Here is a 17588-nt window from a genome sequence, read left to right as displayed (position 1 = left end):
TATCGGCTGTTTTGCCGGAAAAATGCCCAAATCCTCAACCCTAAATCAATTGACCCAAAGTCTTAGCCACCCCGCACAAGTTGCCATAAGAAGTCGGAGTGGCTAGAGGAGTGTTACTATTTCTTCTAGCTTCCAGACTGGGTATTGCAGTTTGGGGGTTAGCCGCTCAGAGCTGCGCTAACAGCTTTGAGTGGCGCTAAGATTTTGAGATTTAATTTGGATTATTTTAGCACATTGAAGGATGGATGCTCCAGGGTCAAGGCTTTGTTACAAAAGTTTAATCTTATTCAACCTTATCTCATCCCTACCGCCGAGGTGTTAATATAACTATGTTAAAGAAGTTTAAGTAATTCTATAGATAAAATAGTCAATATAGCTTGGGTCAATGAGGCAGAAAAATGCTTAACGAAATTAGCTCTGAACTGGAAAAGGAAAACTTGAAGGAAGCGGCGCTTGATATGAGTAGTATTAAGCAAATTTTGGAAAGCCGTTTAACTTCTAATTCTTTACAGGATGAGATATCTGAATTTTTTCGAGAAGTCGCTGCCCTTAAAGGTCAAAGTGTTCACGATACCCTAAATCAGATGGTTACGGGAACACAAAAATATTTGGAAGCCGTTAATACATCTATTGAGTTTAAAAATGGTCTTCCTACAGATCTAGATAAATTTGTAGACAAGCTAGAAAATATTTCTATAGGGATAGAAGCTTGCTGGGATTTATTTTCACCAGAAAACCGTCAATTTTTTATTGATAGAGCTAATTATTTTTGTGAAGCTGCCTCTAAGTTGCAAGGGTGGACAGGTTTACTGATTAGATTAAAATTACTTTTTCCTTCTATTTTCAGCCAAGAAAATTTATTTAAAAAATACAAAGATTCTTTCTTATTGATACCCAAAGCTGTAAATAGGGCAATAGAACTGCGAGAATCAAAGCGTACTACACAACTTGAAGCTACTGCAAAATTGCTACTGGAACAGGCAAGAGAAATCAGCAAAAAGCAACAGTATTTATTGCCCTATTTAAAACATTTAGGGCGTAATACCGAAGAACAAATAGAAAAAAATCAAGCAGCAATGGCTTGGGCAAAAGCCAGAATGGAAGAGATTGAACGTAAACGCAATCAACGTAATTCATAAGGTGAAAGTTTTATTAGACTCCGGAGTGCTTGCATTACTTGTTAGTCCGATTCAGGATATGTCAGAAGCAAAGGAAAATGAAATATATCAATGTACAGAATGGTTCTATTCTCTTTTATCTAAAGGTGTATTTATATTAGCTTCAGAAATTTCTGATTATGAGGTTAGGCGAGAGTTAATCCGGATAAAAAGTGAGGGAATAAAACGTTTAAATGACTTCAGAGACACAGAGTTGATTGACTTTCTCCCGCTTGATACGAATATAATGCAAAAAGCTGCCTATTTTTGGGCTGATGCACGGCAAAATCATATACCTACATCAGATGATAAAAATATTGATGCAGATATGATTATTTCAGCTCAATGGAGTATATTAAGCGAAGCCTATCCTGGTCAAGCTGTCTATATAGCTACAAAAAATATTCGTCATCTTAAGATATTTGCTAAAGAATATGCTATGGAATGGATTAATATTAAAATTTAACTACCTAAATTTTCATCTCTAAATAAAGAAAGTTGGTTATCGAGAGGTATTGGTATAACTTGTATCACTTCCTGAATCGTATGTATCACTTCCTGAATCGTATATTTTGTAGATATAAACTCGCAGTTAAATAGAAGGATAAGTGGTAGGGTGGGCATTGCGACACGGGATACTCCTGAAATCTTACCCTGTAGGATATGCAATGCCCACCAAACGTATAGGGGTAGACGGCTACAACTGTTAGATTTGGCGGAGATTGCCCGAAAAATTGGGGAGTGAGGGATTTGGGTTAACGTTTCACTGCTGGATGAGTGTGTCAAAATTAACTCAACAGGAGTTGAGCGTTTTGAGCAATGGTGTGGACACCCGGACAGCAGTTGCACGGCGGCAAATATACGATTCAGAAAGTGTTAGGGCATGGGCGGTTTGGTCTCACCTACCTTGCCAGGGATAAAGATGGTGAGGCGGTTGTGATTAAAACACCGAACGATGAATCCCTTAATCGACCTGACTTTGACCGATTACAGCAAGTGTTTGTGCAAGAAGCCGTCAAACTGGCTAAGTGCAAACATCCCCATATTGTCAAGGCGGAGGAACCCTTCCAAGAAAATGGGGTGTGGTGTATTGCCATGGAGTATATTGACGGGGTGGATTTAGATAGCCGCGCCCAGCCTATTTTGCCTGAAGAGGAAGCCCTACGTTATATCCAGCAAATTAGTGATGCTTTGATTGTCGTTCATGAGAATGGCTTGCTGCATCGAGATATTCAGCCACAAAACATTATGGTACGGGCTGGCAAAGCTGAAGCGGTGCTGATTGATTTTGGATTAGCACGGGAATTTGACCACGATTTGACTGTGACTCGTACCGAAGAAATTGCTGAAGGTTTTGCTCCCCTAGAACTCTATTCTCGACAAGCCGTTCCAGCCCCTAGTTGTACTCGCGAACGGACATAACTCTCATCTAACCGTTGTGTACCTTCAACCAGAATGGCTTCCACTCTCCCTTCAATTACGCGAATTTCTACTACTTCCGTGGATAAAGACTCTTCAAGAATAACAGCTCTGGAGGTAATAAAACCTTGCTCTATATACAGTTGGGAAATAGCATCAGCAACCGAACTGAGTTCTTCAATGGTAGTTCGGCTTCCTGCTAAGGGTTGAATAATGGGATTTAATTCAGTTTCATCAAAAATAGTACTTCCTGTGACTCGAATATCCGCAACCTGAATTTCCGTTGAGTCTGGCGTTTGAATCGGAGGTGCTTCTTTGACTTCTATTTCTTGAATAATCCATCCGGGTTGATCAAATCGGGGATTAGGTATGATATCTCTTTGTGCCAATTGTGAAAAGCTTGGCTCAGATGTGCTTGTCGGATTCTGCTCCTGTGGATTAGAGCTTAGAGTTTGTGGGGTTAAAGGTTGCTCAAGCAGCAGATGTTCGGGTGTCTCTATCGGGGAGAGTTTTGGTTGAAGTATTACTTTTAATTCTTCAGCCGCTACAGTGGGTAGAGTGTAACTAAAGACCATACCAACTGCGCCCATGAGGGGAAACAGTGGCAACATACTCCAAACAACCTTTGCTTTATGTCGATCTATCATTAGTTCAATGAGGTTATTACGGCTGAAAATTAATCGTCTATCGCTAGCATCTTCAAGCGTTTCAATATTCTTAACACATCATATAAATCATGACCTGGGTTAAACATATCAAAAATTCTCGACATTGTATATTGAGGCAAGGGATTCTGTCCCAATTTGAGAAAGCGAAAACTACTGCCATTGGCAATTAGTCCAAAACTAGGACGTTCGGGATTGGGATTAGATAACATATAGGCTAAAATTTAATGAATTGCCATTTTACTACTATTCTCAAGCGGTCAGCATTAGGTCTCAGTTAACCTAAGGAAGCCACAAAATAAATTTCTTGCTAAAAGTTCAAGTAAGAATCGAGCTGACTGGGTAAGTCTTTCAACCCGTTTTAACGGGTTTAAGCTTTTAGCCAGAACTTTAGTTCTCGGCTGAATGCTAATTAGTCACGACAATTGAAAAAGGGCGGGTTTTGAAGCAACGCTATTATCAATACCGCAATGAAAATCCATAAACCCGCCCCTACATGGGTAAACAATTAGTCACGACAATTGAAAAAGGGCGGGTTTGAACAAATGTTATTATCAATAGCACAATGAAAGTCCATAAACCCGCCCCTACATGGGTAAACAATTAGGAATAGGAAAAATTAATCTCGCCATAAGGCAATTCCGCCTAATAATCCGTTGATATTGGGGACAATTTTGACATTGGGCGGTAACTCGAAGGTGATTTTTTTTGCTTCCCCACCCCCAATATAAAGATAGTCGTAGGGCGCAGGAGAATAAACAGAAGTTAGATCAGCTTGCTCAGATGACGGAAACACTGATCCGCAATCGGCTGAATGTGAAATAGATTTTGTCTTATTTTTACTTGGCTTCCATCCAATTGTTGCCCTGACTCACATCCACCACCAATGGTACAGCCAACTCAACCGCTGATTCCATCGTCTCTGGAATTTTTCCTTGCAATTCCTCCCATTCATTCGGTGGAACTTCAAAGACTAATTCATCATGGACTTGCAATAACAATCGCGCTTGGTAATTCTGTAATACCTCATGCATTTTTACCATGGCAATTTTGATAATATCCGCACTAGAGCCTTGAATCGGCGCATTGGCGGCGGCTCGGAGTAACCCCGCGTCATATTGACCAATTCCCTTAAATTCATCCAAATTAATCCCTTGGGAATCCTTACCTTTAGCATTACGCAGTCGGTTGCTATTGAACTCAAAGTAACGACGACGTCCTAAAATCGTCTCCACATAACCGTTGGCGATCGCCTCCCGCTTCTTCTGCTCTAAATACCCGAAAACTCGCCCATAGCGCTGTTTCAATCGCTCAATAAACGCCTTTCCTTCCGCCGCTGATACCCCCGCTTCCCTGGCAAATCGCTGGGGTCCCATACCGTAAATCACGCCAAAGTTAATTGTTTTTCCTAATCGCCGTTCCTCTGGCGTTACGGTTTCTTTTTCAAATAATAATTGAGCGGTTACGGCGTGAACATCCTGATTATTCCGGTAGGTTTCCACCAGCACAGGTTCTTGACTCAGATGTGCCAAAATCCGTAACTCAATTTGGGAATAGTCTGCGGATACCAACAACCAACCGGGTTCTGGTACAAATGCTTTACGAATTTGCCGACTAAACGCCGTCCGAATCGGAATATTCTGCAAATTCGGATTCGATGACGATAAACGTCCCGTACTGGTTATGGTTTGGTTAAAATCCGTATGCACGCGCTGGGTATCTGCATGAACCAGCTTCGGCAACGCATCAACATAAGTAGATTTTAATTTAGAGAGGGTACGGTGTTCCAGAATAGCATCAATCACCGGATGATCCCCTTGCAACTTTTCCAATGTGGCATGATCCGTTGAATACCCGGTTTTCATTTTGCGCGACTTGCGGCGGTCGAGATTCAGTTTTTCAAACAGTAACTCACTTAACTGTTTGGGAGAGCCTAAATTAAAGTCTGTTCCGGCTTCTTGGTACGCCTTCTGCTCAATTTCGACCAGTTTCTTTTCCAGAGAGTCGGAGAGGTCTTTCAGATAATCCGTATCAATGCGAATCCCCTGATATTCCATCTGGGTTAACACCGGTTCTAACGGTTGCTCAACTTCCAGCAACAGCGTTTCTAGGGCGGGAATTGCCTTGAGTTCTTCCCGCAGTTTAGGAACCAGTTGAAACGTGGCATAGACTTGCATCCCGCAGTATTCTGCCACGGTTTGGCTATTTAATGCGGCAATGGTTTTGCCTTTAGGAATCTTTAAGTCTTTGTAGCTTTTTAGCTGAATTTGGGGGAAGTAGCGTTCCGTTATGCTATTAAGATTATGACTATTATCGGGATTAAGGACATAACTGGCTAGCATGGTATCCATGACTACCCCTGCCAGTTTAATCCCCTGAGTCTGGAACACCAGGCGATCAAACTTTACATTTTGTAGCACTTTCGGATAGCGATCGCTCTCTAAAATAGGACGCAGTGCGTCTAGAACGGTCTGTTGATCTAAATTGTCACCCTGGTTATGGGCGATGGGGATATAAGCAACGTCTGCTGGTTCGATTCCCCAACAGCAGCCAATACCCACCAGTTCGGCATTCCGTGGCTTTAAAGCGCTGGTTTCCGTATCCCAAGCCACTGGCGTTTCTGCATTTGTGCAGTTTTCCAGACTTTTAACCAGCTGATCTAACTTATCTTTGGTGTCAATAAGTCTAGGTTGAATCGGACAACTGGCTACTGTTTGTTTCTGGTAGTCTTCTGTTTCCTCGGCTGTCCAAAACGACAGATCTGGACTACTATCGGTAACGGATGGTTCTGATGCTCTCCCTTTCTCTTCCACCACGTTTCCACCAAAACGCTGCTGGAGTTGATCAATTTTCTTTAAGAAAGAGTCGAACTCCAAGTTTTGTAACAGGGGTTTGAGGACAGAAGTATCAAAGCCCTCTAACTTGCTATTCTCTAACTCCACGTCCACCGGCGCATCATATACCAATTGTGCTAGGTACTTAGAATGTTCGGCATCCTGTTGTCCGGTTTCCAGCTTAGTTTTCACCGCACCTTTAACCTGATCCAGGGATGCATAAATGCCTTCCAGGGAACCAAAATCATTCAGTAACTTAACCGCCGTTTTTTCGCCAATTCCCCTCACTCCCGGAATGTTATCGGATTTATCGCCACAGAGGGCTTTGTAATCCACCACCTGTTCGGGTGTAATCCCCAGTTTATTTTTTACTTCTTGGGTGCTAAATTCTGCCAGTCCTGTGGAATTACCGCTTTTCAAAGCCTTTTGGCTTAGATAGAGAACGGTAATCGGCTTTTGCGGATCAATGAGTTGAAACAGGTCGCGATCGCCCGTTAAAATTTTCACCTGATACCCTTTATCGATCGCCCGATGTGCCAAGGTGGCTAACACATCATCAGCCTCGTAGCCTGGAACCGCCAATACGGGTAAATTCAACGCCGTCAGCAATTCCTTCAGATTCTGCAAATCCGGGATAAAGTCTTCCGGTGTTTCCGGTCTATCGGCTTTATAGGTATCATCTGCTTCGTGGCGAAACGTGGGCAATTCCAGGTCAAACGCCACCGCCATCGCCTGAGGCTGCTGGGAACTGATCACCTCTAACAAGGATTTGAGAAAGCCAAAACACACGCTGGTGGGTATCCCTGTCTTGGTTCGCAATCCACCTCCTTTAATGAAGGCGTAATAAGAACGGAAAGCCAGAGAATGACCGTCAACCAGAATAAATAGAGGTTTTGCTGCTGTTGTGGGGTCAGCAGAAGGAGAGGAGTTAGGCACAGGCGTTGATTGAGACATAGCCTCATTTTAGCTAATCCGACAAGAAGCCCCACATCCAACTGCAACTTGGGATCAGGTCAGTGTGGCAGAATGCCACCGAGTTACGTCTGCCTATCAGAATGTGGTGTTGTTGAGAAACCATCAAACAAAAAGCAGTTGGTATTTCCATCCAACTACTTTCAGTATCGGGTTAGGTTATACTTTTTTCAAATAGCCAGCAATTACCGTTTAACGGCTTGGCGACGACGGCTGATGAAACCAATCACACCTAAACCAAGTAATGCTCCAACTGTACCGGGTTCAGGAACTGACTCGTGTGTTACCTTCACTACCCAATCTTGGTAGTCATAGTAGTAGTTTTCAGAATCTTTCTTGAACATGCCATCTTCCATACCCAGGAAGTAAGCGCCTTGTTCTACTACAGTCAAGAACTTGTCAGGATTACTCTCTACATAATCCTCAGTTAGAAGGGAAGGATAGTTCTGATCGGTTTCTACATTAAACGTGTAACTATCTTTCTGAGTGACCGCGAAGCCAGAGAAGTTACTTGCCCCACCGCCAAAGCCACGGTCTAACAGTCCTAATTGGTAGTTTACCCCGTCTTCAAAGGTATATTTCACAGTACAGTCTTCACTGATACTGATAGCACAGGTTCCCAACCAATCATTGTCATTGCCGGAGCCAGGGTCGTATGCACGCAAGCCTTCTGTAAACAGTGAAACGAACGTACCTCCAGAGCCATCAGGATTGACGCCAGACAGGAAACCGAAGTCTGAGTAAGTCTTACCTCTAGAACCTAGCCCTTCTGGAACCACGACGCTAAATTCGTAAGTTTTACCATCACCCTCAAATGTTTGTGTAGCATGGGGAATAGGCATTGGACCGATACCATTCATAAAAGGGCTGTTATCGATGACGTCAACGCCTAGAGTAATAGCGGATGCAGGAGCGCCTAAACTGGCTAGTGTGGTAGCTGTAGCAGCAGCGATACTTAGGCTAGAAATAATTGGTAATTTCATAGTAGTAGATCCTTTCCGGAGAACTTTATCTTGACTAGAGAGAGTTAGGCTTGAGTCAATTAACTGATACTCTTGGAGCCAATAGATTTTTCTCTCATGACTACATCTTAGAATGCCATAAGAGGCTTTTTCCCTTAAGAGGGCAATTTACATCAACTCTTCATCAATTTTCCCTTTTATATAAAGCTTTTATGAAGAAAGACACCGATGAGTAAAAACTCACCGTGAGTGATGAACCTCTACAGTGATTGTTTGTGACCTGAGATACACCCCGCTAAAAACGAGGATGCTCTAAATCACTAACTGGAAATTGCTTATGTTAAACGATACTTATATCTGAGATAACAAATACTCAAACATCCAAGCGGCAAGCATTAGAGCCGTTTAAACTTGGTCTAACCAGAATGTCACAGTTTGCTGATGTTCGGTAAATATACTCAAGCAACTGTTCAGCTTGAGCAGTTTGCTCTAGGAACAAGCTGATAAAACTGCCTCAATCCAAGAGCGGAAACTTTTCCGAACAGTTCTCCATCTTTGGATGCAACAGAAATCTTCATTTGGAGGTATGGGCAATTTGTCAAACAATTGTTACGATTTGTAATATAGCTTGGGAACGCTTGACCCGTTCACAGACCCTAGCCTTTGCCAAATGGCGGCTTGTGTCATCTGAATGTCCTGTTTCTAACATTCGAGGAGATAACCATGTCCCAACCCATTCAACTTTCCCTAGAGCAACAATTTAATATCCGCTCGTTTGAAACCCAGGTACAGAAAATGAGCCGGGAACAGGCTCAAGACTTTCTGGTGAAGCTCTACGAGCAAATGATCATGCGTGAGAATATGTATAAAGAGTTTCTCAAGCATGAATGGGGGTTAGAACCCAGTTAAAAGTACGAGCAGTGGTCCCTGTGTAGTGGGCGACCTCCGTCTCTTGCTCGGTTCCTGCACAGGAAAGGAGCTGGGGATGCTGGGGCGTCAACTTTTATACAGCGTCAGTGGAAACACAATAAGTCAGACAAAGTCATACACTAGAGAGTCAGTCCTGTTCTAGGAATTCGACGAATTAACAGTTAGGCAGGTTAAGGACTATCGAAGAGTGTCCTGCTTCCTGGGATTTCTACAGGTGTACGAGCAACCTCGGATTAATTATTAGATGGGTTGGCTGGGATACTTCACTCTCTGAAACCCAAAACGCCACACGAGTGAGAAGGGAGTGCATCGAAGAGGCTAAAACGACTAGCTCAACCAAGATTCAGTAAAATTAAGCAAGAATGCTCTTTTCCTGGTGTTTTCTCTGAAAAAAAGCACACATTTACTATAGAGATCCGCCAAGCGGTAAGCTTGAATCCGTAAGCTACCCAATGCCAAACCTGCTTTGACACTGGGTTTTGTGATAAAAAAATATTCTTCCTATCTTATGTTTCAGCGTTGCTTAATTTGCACCAATTTTGCCGACGGTTTGTATCGGTTGGTCGAGTTTGTACCCAGTTTAGCGGCGAATGGCATCCAAACGATTATCTTTCTCCATAGCGTACCATTATGGGAGGAAGGGGAAATTCCCCGGATTGATGAGCAAGGAATTGTCCAGGCTCGCGATCGCCTGCAAGCTGGATTGAAAAATATACCAGAGGATGTAGAGGTTCACATCGAAGTTCTCTCCGGGCGTCCTTTGGATACGATTCCCAAAGTTGCCAAAAACTACGACGTCGATGTGATTTTCACGGGGATGGAAAGTCGCAATTTTTTACAAGAAAAGCTGTTTGGTAGCACAACAGCCGGATTAGCCAGGAACTATACCACTCCCCTGATGATTCTGCGTCCCCAACTGGTTTCGACATATACCTGTGAAGAACTCGCTCTGCGCTGTCAACATCTATTCCGCTACTTTCTGATTCCTTATAACGGCGGTAAGGCGTCGGAGTATCTGTTGCAAAAGGTAAAGGCTTATGCCCAAAAACGCCCGGATCACTCGCTCTGTGAGTGCTTGTTAATCTGGGTGATTGAAGAGTGGCGACGGAAACCTGTATCCCAAGAGCAACAAGTCCAAGTTGCCCAGGAAAAGCTCAAGCAGATTAAAGCTGACTTAGAAGGGTTGGGTTTGCAGGTTCAGACAGAAGTCCGCATCGGTAATCCTTATTTGGAAGTTTTAGATGCAGCGACAGTGTTTGACATCAGCGCGATCGCCGTTTCCTCGGAAACCATCGGCAGTATTATTGAATTACCTGTGCGTAGCTTTGCTGGGGAGTTGATGCGGCGTAGTTGGCATCCCGTTCTCTTCTTTCCACCACCGAGTTAACCAAATTCGACAAATCCCCATCTGTCTACACGGTGGGGATGATACAATTTGTGACTAGCTAGACTAACTTAGCAAAGCCTTGCCGGAGCTGTTGCTCTCGCTGCCGGAGTTCAGCAATCAACTCTTCTTCTCTCAAGACAACACCCCCTCGGGTAATTTGTTGTTTGGCTTGCAGCTTATGCGCCAGTTGATGACAAACCTGACATTTGCCTAAAATTCCCATAATAGATGGGGCAAATTTGGCAAAAACGAATTCATCTTCCGAGGTAAACCCTTTTTTGTCAATGCGCTGAGATAAGTCTTCGTGAGGATTGGAATGCGGTTTAAGCTTGTTGATAAATTGAGCAACGGCAACCACCTCTTTTTGGCGATTCAACAGGGGCCACGCCAAGATTGTATAAGTACGGTAGCCTGTTTTTTGATCCGTTTTCTTGGCTTGCTCGGAACGGGGGTCATCGTAGACATCAAAGGGAATATTGATCATGTTGGACGAGTGGGCAGCCAAACCGACAATTCCCTTGTTCATCGGGATATCAATGATTAAAGACCCCCCTTTTCCATCCTCAGCGATTAAAGAACCCACTTCCTTCTTGTGCTGATCAATTAAAAAGATACTAGCGCGATCGGCACTCAGCAAGTCTCCAGCTTTACGAGTGATACGACCCAACATGTCACAAAGAGTACGTACCAAATCCTGTAATGCTTTATCTACCGTGTCTTTTTCAACAGAGAAACAGGAATTAATTTGATTTTCAACTGAATTGAGGGCGACAGAAGATACCGACGTGAGTGATGAGTCTTGTTCCTCCAAGTCAGCCACTTCTCGCCAATCCAGTCCTAATAGCTGGCAAATTTGCAGAAAGTTCAGCCGATTAACTGGCTGACCTTTGAGAAAAAGATTATTAATTACAATAGGTAGCGAGCGACCTAGCTGTTCCGCTAGCTCTTGCTCTTGTCCGTTACTCTTATATCTCCAAGCTTGTTCGACAGCTTGGATATATTTAGGATGCACACTCAATGTTTTTGACATCGACATCATCATACAGGAGTAGCGGAAATCTATTGTAATCGTACAATAACTTTCCCGAAGCTCGCATCAGCCAAGTGACGTAATCTGAATACGATATTTGTCTTAGTACTAGAGTTTTGAGTTAACTCACAGCTTCCCCAGCTCCCAGACGTAGCATGCTACGTCTCTACACCGCTCCCCCAGCTCTGCCTACTTTTGCTTTGCCTCATCCGGAGACTTGGCATCAAAGTAAGCTTCCAACACCTGCTTAACCATTGGTGCTGCTACGGAACCGCCACCGCCACCGGAATGTTCAGCAAAAGCGACCACGACAATCTCAGGTTTATCGAAGGGAGCAAATGCCCCAAACCAAGCGTGAGGCTTGCCCGGTGGCGCTTCTGCTGTGCCACTCTTTCCCGCTATCGGCGGCAGATGAGGCACATTTAACACTTGTCCCGTACCACCAGCCACCACGGCTCGTAATCCCTTACGCAGTGTTTCTATGGTTGAAGGCTTCATCTCCATTGACACCCGCCAATCGCTTAACGCCTCATTCTCCTTACGTAAATGGGGTTTCACTCGATAGCCACCATTCGCCGGCACCGCAAACATGACGGCGACTTGGAGGGGTGTGGCTTGGGTAAATCCCTGACCAATGGACATATTGACGGTATCCCCAACCGTCCATTCCCAGTTAAAGCGCTCCCGCTTCCAAGTATCATCGGCAATCAAACCCGCCGCTTCTTCAGACAACTCAATGCCCGTGGGTTGACCAAATCCATAGTTCCTTGCCCATTTAATCAGCGTCGGTCCACCTACCCCCTTGCCAATTTGACCATGAAACGTATTACTACTCCACGCCATCGCTTGCTGGTATCCCAATGGACCAAAACCGGCACGGTTCCATTCGCCAAAGGCGGTACCCCCAACATTTAGAGCGGCAAAAGTGGGCAATACGGTACCCGGTCCAAATTTCCCCGATTCCATACCTGCTGTTTGGGTCACCACCTTAAACGTACTCGCCGGGGGAAATCCGCGCATCGCCCGATTTACAAAGGGATTTCCTTTCCCTTGCAATTGCTTCCACATATCTGGGGTAATCCGGCTGGAGAAAATATTGGGATCGAATGTGGGACGGCTAACCATGGCTAAAACCGCTCCATTTCTGGGATCAAGAGCAACAATCGCACCCTTTTGATTACCCAATGCGGCTTCGGCGGCTTTTTGGGTCTTTAAATCCAGGGTAATTTGAATATCTTTACCCGATTTTGCCTCCTTCTCACCTAGAATCCGCAGCACTTGACCTGCACCATCAACCTCCACTTGCTGACCCCCCCATTCTCCTCGCAGGGTGGGTTCAAAGGCTTCTTCAACCCCCATCTTCCCCGCCACATCGCCCATGCGATACCCTTCGGCGCGACGTTGTGCGAGTTCTCGATCATTCAGTTCCCCGGTATATCCCAAAACGTGAGCGGCTAAATCCCCATGGGGATAGTCCCTAACGGCTTCAATATCCACCTCGATGCCATCGAGTTGATGGCTATACTCCTGTAGAGCGGTGATTTGGGCAGGTGAAAGCCCCCGTTCAATGCGGATCAGCGAGGGTGAATCAAAGCCAGCCCGTTCGACCCGTTGTTGAATCTCATCTTCGGGAATATCTAACAGTTGGGATAGACGTTGACGGGTTTGGGGCCATTCAGCTTTTTTCTGTGCCACGGGCCACAAGAACACCGAATGAGATAAGCGAGAGCTGGCTAGCACCTTGCCCTTGCGGTCGAAAATATTGCCCCGCACGGGCTGCTTTGGTACTAACCGAATCCGGTTATTTTCAGCCAGTTGTCGGTTACGTTCTCCCTGAACCAACTGTAAGTACGCCAGACGAGACCCCATGGCTCCGACAAGGAACAGACTGACAATCAGCATGACAATGACCGATTGGTAATTTCGTCCAACGGTACGGGGTGTTGTTTGGCGACCTCCGGAATAGGGCTGAATCACGGTCATAGTAAACAGCTTCTCAACTCTCTTCAGTAATTTGTACTTAGTCTAGTGTTGATTGTGACGCTTTTTTCACAGGAGTGGCTGATCTCTCCAGAATTGAGGGGGTGAACCCCATCGCATAAGGTGAAATAATAGCGCATCCAGAGGCAGATGCACTCCGACGCCCCGGTCTGACCAATGGCATGCAGGTTCATGGAGTCGGCGAACCCTGTTCCCGATGTAACCAGCTACGTCTGGACGGGGAGAAACATTCAGCGAGTTAATTCTGGGAAGCCACTCCGCAGAATTAGTAGACAGATAAAATAGACCCAAGTATAAAAAATAAGGATTAACGAATTCACATTGGATCGGGTTTCATTGATTAAATTAGGGCGACTTTGCGCTAGTGAATGAATTATTATGTCTCAACCTTCCGTTAAAGACCAACGCGCTCCGGATACTACGGCTGAACTTGATGTTGAACTCCGCAAGGTTTTCAAGGTTTTCAATGGCGAGACAGCGGTTCGGGGCATTGACCTGAAGATCCGACGGGGAGAATTTTTCAGCATTCTCGGTCCATCGGGTTGCGGTAAAACGACTACCCTGCGCTTAGTGGCAGGATTTGAGTCTCCGTCGGCAGGTGAGGTGTTGATTCAAGGACAACCGATGAATCAAATACCACCTCATCGCCGACCTGTCAATACGGTATTTCAAAGTTATGCTTTATTCAATCACCTAACCGTTGCCGAAAATGTCGCCTTCGGGTTGCGACTGAAAAAGCTCAAGGGGACAGACGTTGAGGAGCGAGTCAAACAAGCCCTCAAACAGGTGAAAATGGACACCTATAGCAATCGATTTCCGGCTCAACTGTCTGGCGGACAACAACAACGAGTCGCCTTAGCACGCGCTTTGGTGAATCGTCCTACGGTTCTATTGTTGGATGAACCCTTGGGTGCGTTAGATTTTAAGCTTCGCAAAGAAATGCAGGTGGAACTCTCTAACTTGCATCAGCAGTTGGGGTTAACGTTTATTATGGTGACTCATGACCAAGAAGAAGCCTTGAGCCTGTCTGATCGGATTGCCGTGATGGAAGGGGGGAAAATCGAACAAGTGGGTAACCCCACGGAAATCTATGAACGCCCCCGCACGCCCTTTGTGGCGGATTTTATTGGTGATACGAATCTGTTTAAGGGTCGTTTGCACGCTGCCGATGCCTCTATGCTACAAATTATCACATCCAGCGGCTTAGAGATGGTTGTGCAGTCCCCTGATGTCCAAGAATGGGTGAGTAACTCCAAGGAAATGGTGGTTAGCGTGCGTCCGGAGAAAATTCGCTTGAGCCTTTCACCACCGAACTCAACGGTGAACTGTTTTGAGGGTCATCTGAAACATGTCATGTATCTGGGAACTCACGTTCACTTGGTCGTGGAACTCCTATCGGGCGATCGCCTGACGGTTATGCTGCCGAATAATGCCATGAACAAGCTACCTGAACCTCATACCTCAGTGTACGCCCGTTGGGCAGCAACCGATTGTATTGCGTTAGAGGAGTAAGCACCATGACACAATCAGGAGTACGGTCGTTTTTAGCGGAATTGGAGTCGCACTGTAACTCAAGTGCGATCGCGACGTTCCTCAATAGTGATGGCGAGTCGTTTGCCATTGACCTGAATCGTCAGGGACATAAGGTAACGTATGGAACGGATTTGGATATCAGGGAACTCTTTGTCGCCAAACTTCTGGGAGGATGTCAACCTCATGGTTCGTTGATCCTACGTTCATTTACGCCAGATATTGACGAATTTACCCAGTTACCCATCAAAGAATTACGTGGCTATGTTCTGCAAGGGACGGGGAATGATCTCGAATTTGAGAAACTCCCCCCTAATATCATGTTTGCCTGTCACAACACCGATGCCGAAACTGGGGAACCTTTGCCCCTAGAACAATCGGTTCGCTATTGCTAAAGTTGTTATTCGTCCTTTGTCATTCGTCCTTCGTCATTTGTCCTTTGTCAATGGATTGGGCAAAAGGATGGTATTGATGTTTGAGCAATGACCAATGAACCATCAACCATGAACAATGTGACCAATGACTAATCAGCCAAGATCCCGAAAACGACCAAACCGCCGTCAGTTTTTACAAGGGGCGGCTTCAACCTTACCCTGGCTAGCGCTATCAGGGTGTGGCTGGAGACTGGCGAATGTGCGTCCGGCGGCGGGGAGTCAAGATGATGCCAATCTGTTATACATTTACACTTGGGCTGGCTATACTGACCAAGATTTGTTAGACCGCTTTGAGCAAGAAACCGGGATCAGAGCGATCGCGGATGTGTTTGATTCTAATGAAGCAATGTTGGCTCGACTACAGGCGGGTGGTGGGGGCGCTTACAGCATCATTTACCCTTCTGAGTATATGGTGCAAAAGATGATTAATATGGGGATGTTGCTAGAACTCGACCAACCCCGCATCGAGGGGATGTATCGGTTGTTTCCCCGGTTTCAGCAAGCCGACTATGATCCAGGGAATCGCCATTCTGTTCCCGTCAGTTGGGGAACTACAGGCTTGGTTTACAATACCCAGCAAGTCCAACCCCCGCCAGAGGATTGGGACTATCTGTGGGTGTATCAACAGCAATTGGCAAAACGGATGACGTTGGTGAATGATGTGCGAGAAGTTATGGGTGCGGCGTTGAAAAAGTTGGGGTATTCTTACAATTCCACCAACGTGGAACACATTCAAGCCGCCTACCAAGCCCTGATGGACTTAAAACCTGCGATCGCATCGTTTACGTCCGATGCTTGGCGTCCCCAGATTCTCAGTGGAGATTTAAAGATTGCCATGTGTTATTCGTCCGATGCCACGGAAATCATGCCAGAAAATGAAGATTTACGCTATGTGCTTCCAGAAAGTGGTTCTTCTCTCTGGATTGATACCCTAGCCATTCCCAAAACCGCTCCCAATGTCGAGGGCGCTTATGCTTGGATTAATTTTATGTTGCAGCCGGATGTCGCCGCACGCATCGTGGAACGCCTCAGTTTTGCCACGCCCAATAAAGCCGCCTATAATCTCTTACCGCCTGACCTGAAAAATGATACCAGTCTATTTCCTCCAGAAGAAGCCCTGGAACGGTGCGAAAATCTGGAACCGTTAGGAGAGGTTGAATCCGTCTATGACCGCTATTGGACGAAATTGACCAGCGCCTAATTATAGCTGTCGTCCTAAAACGACCCCACCTTTTGCCCTCTGTCTCTTTCTAATAAATGCTGACATTTGTCAATAATTCATAATTAATACTTATACCGTGTCTACCGACAAAAAAGTTTCCCCCACCTCCTTACCCAATCCCGCAGCCACAGATAATATGGCTGAACCCTCATTGATCGAAGAACCCACCCGTTCCCGACGCCAGTGGTTAGAACCCTTGGCGTTATTAGGACCGGCGGGACTGTGGCTATTTTTATTGTTGGTTTTACCAACCCTGATCATTTTTGAGTTAAGCTTAGTTCCTGATATTAAACCGGGGGATATTGTCAATCCCTCTGGGCTGGATAACTATCTGCGCGTCTTTGAACCGATCAATCTACAGGTGATGGGGCGATCGCTGTTTTTTGCGGTGGGTACGATGGCGATTTGTCTGGTGTTGGGGTTTCCGGTCGCCTACTGGATTGCTCAGATGGCACCGAAGCGTTGGCAGAATTTACTGTTGTTGGGATTTATCCTACCTAATTTTACCTCCTCCCTGTTGCGCTCTTATGCCTGGATTACGATTCTGCGACCCACCGGGGTACTCAATAGCATCTTAACTTCGATTGGTTTACCTGCATTGGAACTCTTAAATACCAGTTCAGCGGTATTAATTGGTATGGCGTATAGTTATTTACCGTACATGGTATTAATCCTCTATGCGTCTTTAGAGAAATTGGATCAGCGTTTATTGGAAGCGGCGGCGGATTTGGGGGCGAATCCGGTACAAACGTTTTGGAAGGTAACCATACCCCAAACCTTTTCCGGGATTGCAGCGGGTTCGATTCTGGTATTTATTACCGCCTTAGGGGATTTCGTTGATCCGGAGTTATTAGGGGGGGCTTCCAGCATGACCATATCCCGTCTAATTTACAACCAATTTCTGGGCGCAACCCAAAACTGGGGATTTGGTTCAGCGCTGAGTATGGTGTTAATTTTTGCCGTGAGTCTGGCGATCGCGCTTTTGATTAAGTACGGGGATATGGAACCGCAACGGTAGTTTGGAGTTGCACTGTCTTCGCCATAA

General features: G+C 45.4%; 15 protein-coding genes and 1 pseudogene. 9 read left to right on the top strand and 7 right to left on the bottom strand.

Features of this window, described 5'->3' with window-relative positions:
* Window positions 1-398: 398 nt before the first annotated feature.
* The 3 genes from RIE73_RS12030 (at window position 399) to RIE73_RS12020 (ending at window position 2579) form a co-directional block, all read left to right on the top strand.
* A complete protein-coding gene (locus RIE73_RS12030; protein ID WP_446401393.1) occupies window positions 399-1139 on the top strand; it encodes a hypothetical protein in 741 nt (246 codons plus the stop codon).
* Window position 1140: 1 nt separating this feature from the next.
* On the top strand, window positions 1141-1623 hold the full coding sequence (locus RIE73_RS12025; RefSeq protein WP_446401392.1) for a type II toxin-antitoxin system VapC family toxin: 483 nt from the start codon (window positions 1141-1143) through the stop codon (window positions 1621-1623).
* A gap of 353 nt (window positions 1624-1976) precedes the next feature.
* On the top strand, window positions 1977-2579 hold the full coding sequence (locus RIE73_RS12020; RefSeq protein ID WP_446401391.1) for a serine/threonine protein kinase: 603 nt from the start codon (window positions 1977-1979) through the stop codon (window positions 2577-2579).
* Here the strand turns inward: RIE73_RS12020 and RIE73_RS12015 are convergent.
* The 5 genes and pseudogenes from RIE73_RS12015 to RIE73_RS11995 all read right to left on the bottom strand — a co-directional run bounded on the left by RIE73_RS12015 (window position 2528) and on the right by RIE73_RS11995 (window position 8030).
* Window positions 2528-3151 carry a POTRA domain-containing protein gene (locus tag RIE73_RS12015; protein ID WP_446401390.1) on the bottom strand — a complete coding sequence of 208 codons (624 nt, stop codon included), beginning with the start codon at window positions 3149-3151 and terminating at the stop codon, window positions 2528-2530. The genes RIE73_RS12020 and RIE73_RS12015 overlap by 52 nt on opposite strands.
* Window positions 3152-3252: 101 nt before the next feature.
* Complete coding sequence (locus tag RIE73_RS12010; protein ID WP_446401389.1) at window positions 3253-3453, bottom strand: hypothetical protein; 201 nt, start codon at window positions 3451-3453, stop codon at window positions 3253-3255.
* Between the two features lie 407 nt (window positions 3454-3860).
* A pseudogene (locus RIE73_RS12005) lies at window positions 3861-3983 on the bottom strand (ROK family protein); the annotation flags it as partial.
* Window positions 3984-4080: 97 nt separating this feature from the next.
* Complete coding sequence (polA, locus tag RIE73_RS12000; RefSeq protein WP_446401388.1) at window positions 4081-7029, bottom strand: DNA polymerase I; 2949 nt, start codon at window positions 7027-7029, stop codon at window positions 4081-4083.
* Between the two features lie 203 nt (window positions 7030-7232).
* Window positions 7233-8030: a PEP-CTERM sorting domain-containing protein gene (locus tag RIE73_RS11995; RefSeq protein WP_446401387.1), complete on the bottom strand. Its 798-nt coding sequence runs from the start codon at window positions 8028-8030 to the stop codon at window positions 7233-7235.
* 702 nt (window positions 8031-8732) lie between these two features.
* Here RIE73_RS11995 and RIE73_RS11990 point away from each other — a divergent pair.
* Both RIE73_RS11990 and RIE73_RS11985 read left to right on the top strand, forming a co-directional pair.
* Window positions 8733-8918, top strand: coding sequence for an NblA/ycf18 family protein (locus tag RIE73_RS11990; RefSeq protein WP_446401386.1), 186 nt, complete (start codon window positions 8733-8735; stop codon window positions 8916-8918).
* 529 nt (window positions 8919-9447) lie between these two features.
* On the top strand, window positions 9448-10326 hold the full coding sequence (locus RIE73_RS11985) for a universal stress protein (protein ID WP_446401385.1): 879 nt from the start codon (window positions 9448-9450) through the stop codon (window positions 10324-10326).
* A gap of 58 nt (window positions 10327-10384) precedes the next feature.
* On the opposite strand, the gene RIE73_RS11980 is transcribed toward RIE73_RS11985, so the two are convergent.
* Both RIE73_RS11980 and mrdA read right to left on the bottom strand, forming a co-directional pair.
* Window positions 10385-11356: a GAF domain-containing protein gene (locus RIE73_RS11980; protein ID WP_446401384.1), complete on the bottom strand. Its 972-nt coding sequence runs from the start codon at window positions 11354-11356 to the stop codon at window positions 10385-10387.
* A gap of 189 nt (window positions 11357-11545) precedes the next feature.
* On the bottom strand, window positions 11546-13339 hold the full coding sequence (mrdA, locus tag RIE73_RS11975; RefSeq protein ID WP_446401383.1) for a penicillin-binding protein 2: 1794 nt from the start codon (window positions 13337-13339) through the stop codon (window positions 11546-11548).
* Window positions 13340-13735: 396 nt separating this feature from the next.
* On the opposite strand from mrdA, the gene RIE73_RS11970 reads away from it, so the two are divergent.
* From RIE73_RS11970 to RIE73_RS11955, 4 genes are all read left to right on the top strand, one after another.
* Window positions 13736-14869 carry an ABC transporter ATP-binding protein gene (locus RIE73_RS11970; RefSeq protein WP_446401382.1) on the top strand — a complete coding sequence of 378 codons (1134 nt, stop codon included), beginning with the start codon at window positions 13736-13738 and terminating at the stop codon, window positions 14867-14869.
* A 5-nt stretch (window positions 14870-14874) separates the two neighbouring features.
* Window positions 14875-15282: a hypothetical protein gene (locus tag RIE73_RS11965; protein ID WP_446401381.1), complete on the top strand. Its 408-nt coding sequence runs from the start codon at window positions 14875-14877 to the stop codon at window positions 15280-15282.
* Window positions 15283-15406: 124 nt separating this feature from the next.
* Complete coding sequence (locus tag RIE73_RS11960; protein WP_446401380.1) at window positions 15407-16522, top strand: ABC transporter substrate-binding protein; 1116 nt, start codon at window positions 15407-15409, stop codon at window positions 16520-16522.
* 157 nt (window positions 16523-16679) lie between these two features.
* On the top strand, window positions 16680-17561 hold the full coding sequence (locus tag RIE73_RS11955; protein ID WP_446401395.1) for an ABC transporter permease: 882 nt from the start codon (window positions 16680-16682) through the stop codon (window positions 17559-17561).
* Window positions 17562-17588 lie beyond the last annotated feature (27 nt).

It is taken from the genome of Coleofasciculus sp. C1-SOL-03, from assembly GCF_040220555.1.
Lineage (GTDB): Bacteria > Cyanobacteriota > Cyanobacteriia > Cyanobacteriales > Coleofasciculaceae > Coleofasciculus.
The sequence above is the reverse complement of the archived record's forward strand: the minus strand, read 5'-3'. Positions and strand labels throughout refer to the sequence as shown.